Source organism: Limnobacter sp. CACIAM 66H1 (assembly GCF_001601825.1).
Classification (GTDB): domain Bacteria; phylum Pseudomonadota; class Gammaproteobacteria; order Burkholderiales; family Burkholderiaceae_B; genus Limnobacter.
In genome coordinates, this window is record NZ_LUJK01000102.1 from 1 (window position 1) to 2,453 (window position 2,453).

The window sequence follows — 2,453 nt, forward strand, 5'->3', positions numbered from 1 at the left end:
CCAGTTTGATATTTTTTTGAGATTGAGGATCGCCATGTTGAAGTCGTCCTTGGGTATTCGCAAAGCTGTTGCTTCGGCTGCTGCAATTGCGATGACATCCTTCGGAGGTGCAGCGTTTGCCGAGAATGTTTCTGGGCAGCCCCTGCAGTACAACCTCGCTGAACCGGTTACCGAAATCGCGCGTCAAATTTATGATTTGCACACGCTGATGCTGGTGATCTGTCTGGTTATTTTCGTTGCCGTGTTTGGCGTGATGTTTTACTCAATCTACGCACACCGCAAATCAAAGGGCGCGAAATCTGCTTCTTTCCATGAAAGTGTGAAAGTTGAAATTGCATGGACCGTTGTGCCTTTCCTGATCGTGATTGGCATGGCTTTGCCCGCCACCAAAACAGTGGTCGCCATGAAAGACACTTCCAACGCCGACCTCACCATCAAAGCCACTGGCTATCAGTGGAAATGGGGTTATGAATACCTGGCAGGCGAGGGTGAGGGCATTTCCTTCCTGTCTACCCTGACCACTCCGCGCGAGCAAATCGATGACCATGAAGGTCAGGCCGTTGCCCGTGGTGAAAACTACCTGATGGAAGTGGACAACCACGTTGTTGTGCCCGTGAACAAGAAAGTTCGCGTGGTAACAACCGCCAATGACGTGATTCACGCCTGGATGATTCCCGCCTTTGGCGTGAAGCAGGATGCGATCCCCGGTTTTGTTCGTGACACCTGGTTCAAGGCAGAGAAAGAAGGCATTTACCGCGGTCAGTGTGCCGAGTTGTGCGGCAAAGACCATGCCTACATGCCTATCGTTGTTGAAGTGATGTCTGAAGAAAACTACTCCAAGTGGGTGCAGGCCAAGCTTGACGAAATGAAGGCCAAGCAAGACGACCCCACGAAAGAATGGACCAAGGAAGACCTGGTTGCCCGCGGTGAGCAGGTGTACAACGCCAATTGCGCAGCTTGTCACCAAGCTTCTGGTGAAGGCATCCCCGGTGCATTCCCAGCGCTTGTTGCAGCGCCTTCTGTAGTGGGTCCGCAAGCTGGTCAAATTGACATTCTGTTGAACGGCAAAGGCGCTGGCATGCCAGCCTGGAAGCAGTTGAGCGATGTTGAAATTGCTTCAGTCATTACTTACACACGAAACGCTTGGGCCAATGCAGGCACAGGTACCGACCCGGTTGTTCAGCCAAGTGCTGTTACGGCTGCACGTTAATATTGCTTAGGAGATTTACATGAGCACTACCGCGGCAGATTTAACCCACGGACATGGTCACGACCATGACCACGCGCACGACCATCCGCATGGTTGGCGCCGTTGGTTGTACGCAACCAACCACAAAGACATCGGTACCATGTACCTGATTTTCTCGTTCATCATGCTGCTGGAAGGCGGCGTGTTGGCGCTGATGCTGCGTGCAGAATTGTTTGCACCTGGCCTGCAACTGGTTCAGCCCGAGTTCTTCAACCAGCTAACGACCATGCACGGTTTGATCATGGTGTTTGGTGCGGTGATGCCCGCATTTGTGGGTTTTGCCAACTGGATGATTCCGCTGCAAATCGGCTGTTCTGACATGGCCTTTGCCCGCATGAACAACTTCAGCTTCTGGCTGATGGTTCCTGCAGCGATCATCCTGACAGCATCCTTCTTTATGCCCGGCGGCGCTACTGCTGCTGGCTGGACCCTGTATGCACCCTTGTCCGTGCAAATGGGCCCAGGCATGGATGCGGCGATTTTCGCGATGCACATCCTGGGTGCCTCCTCGATCATGGGCTCCATCAACATCATCACCACCATCCTGAACATGCGCGCGCCTGGCATGACCTTGATGAAAATGCCGATGTTTGCCTGGACCTGGCTGATTACCGCTTACCTGTTGATTGCAGTAATGCCCGTGTTGGCTGGCGCCATCACCATGGTGTTGACTGATCGCCATTTCGGCACATCATTCTTCAATGCGGCCGGTGGCGGTGACCCTGTGATGTACCAGCACATTTTCTGGTTCTTCGGTCACCCCGAGGTGTACATCATGATCTTGCCGGCCTTCGGCATCATCAGCCACATCGTACCCACGTTCGCTCGCAAAACATTGTTTGGTTACAGCTCCATGGTGTACGCCACTGCGTCCATCGCGATTCTGTCCTTCATCGTTTGGGCGCACCACATGTTCACAACCGGCATGCCGGTCACTGGCCAGTTGTTCTTCATGTACGCAACCATGTTGATCGCGGTGCCCACCGGCGTGAAGGTATTTAACTGGCTGGCCACCATGTGGCGTGGCTCCATGACATTCGAAACCCCCATGCTGTTCGCTGTCGGTTTCATTTTCGTGTTCACCATGGGTGGTTTTACCGGCCTGATTCTGGCCGTGGCCCCTGTTGACATTCAGCTGCAGGACACTTACTACGTGGTGGCTCACTTCCACTACGTGCTGGTCGCGGGTTCTCTGTTTGCCTTG

At 53.6% G+C, this 2,453-nt stretch carries 2 protein-coding genes; both read left to right on the plus strand.

Features of this window, described 5'->3' with window-relative positions; all coding sequences use genetic code 11:
• Positions 1–91 precede the first annotated feature (91 nt).
• A complete protein-coding gene (gene coxB / locus A0129_RS15680; protein ID WP_291716322.1) occupies positions 92–1,210 on the plus strand; it encodes a cytochrome c oxidase subunit II in 1,119 nt (372 codons plus the stop codon).
• A gap of 19 nt (positions 1,211–1,229) precedes the next feature.
• Positions 1,230–2,453, plus strand: a 1,224-nt coding sequence (locus tag A0129_RS15685; RefSeq protein ID WP_291716321.1) for a cbb3-type cytochrome c oxidase subunit I, incomplete at its 3' end; no start/stop codon positions are given.

Excerpts from the sequence above, each read along its gene's own strand:
- coxB (WP_291716322.1), top strand. The coding sequence starts at position 92 with ATGACATCCTTCGGAGGTGCAGCGTTTGCCGAGAATGTTTCTGGGCAG.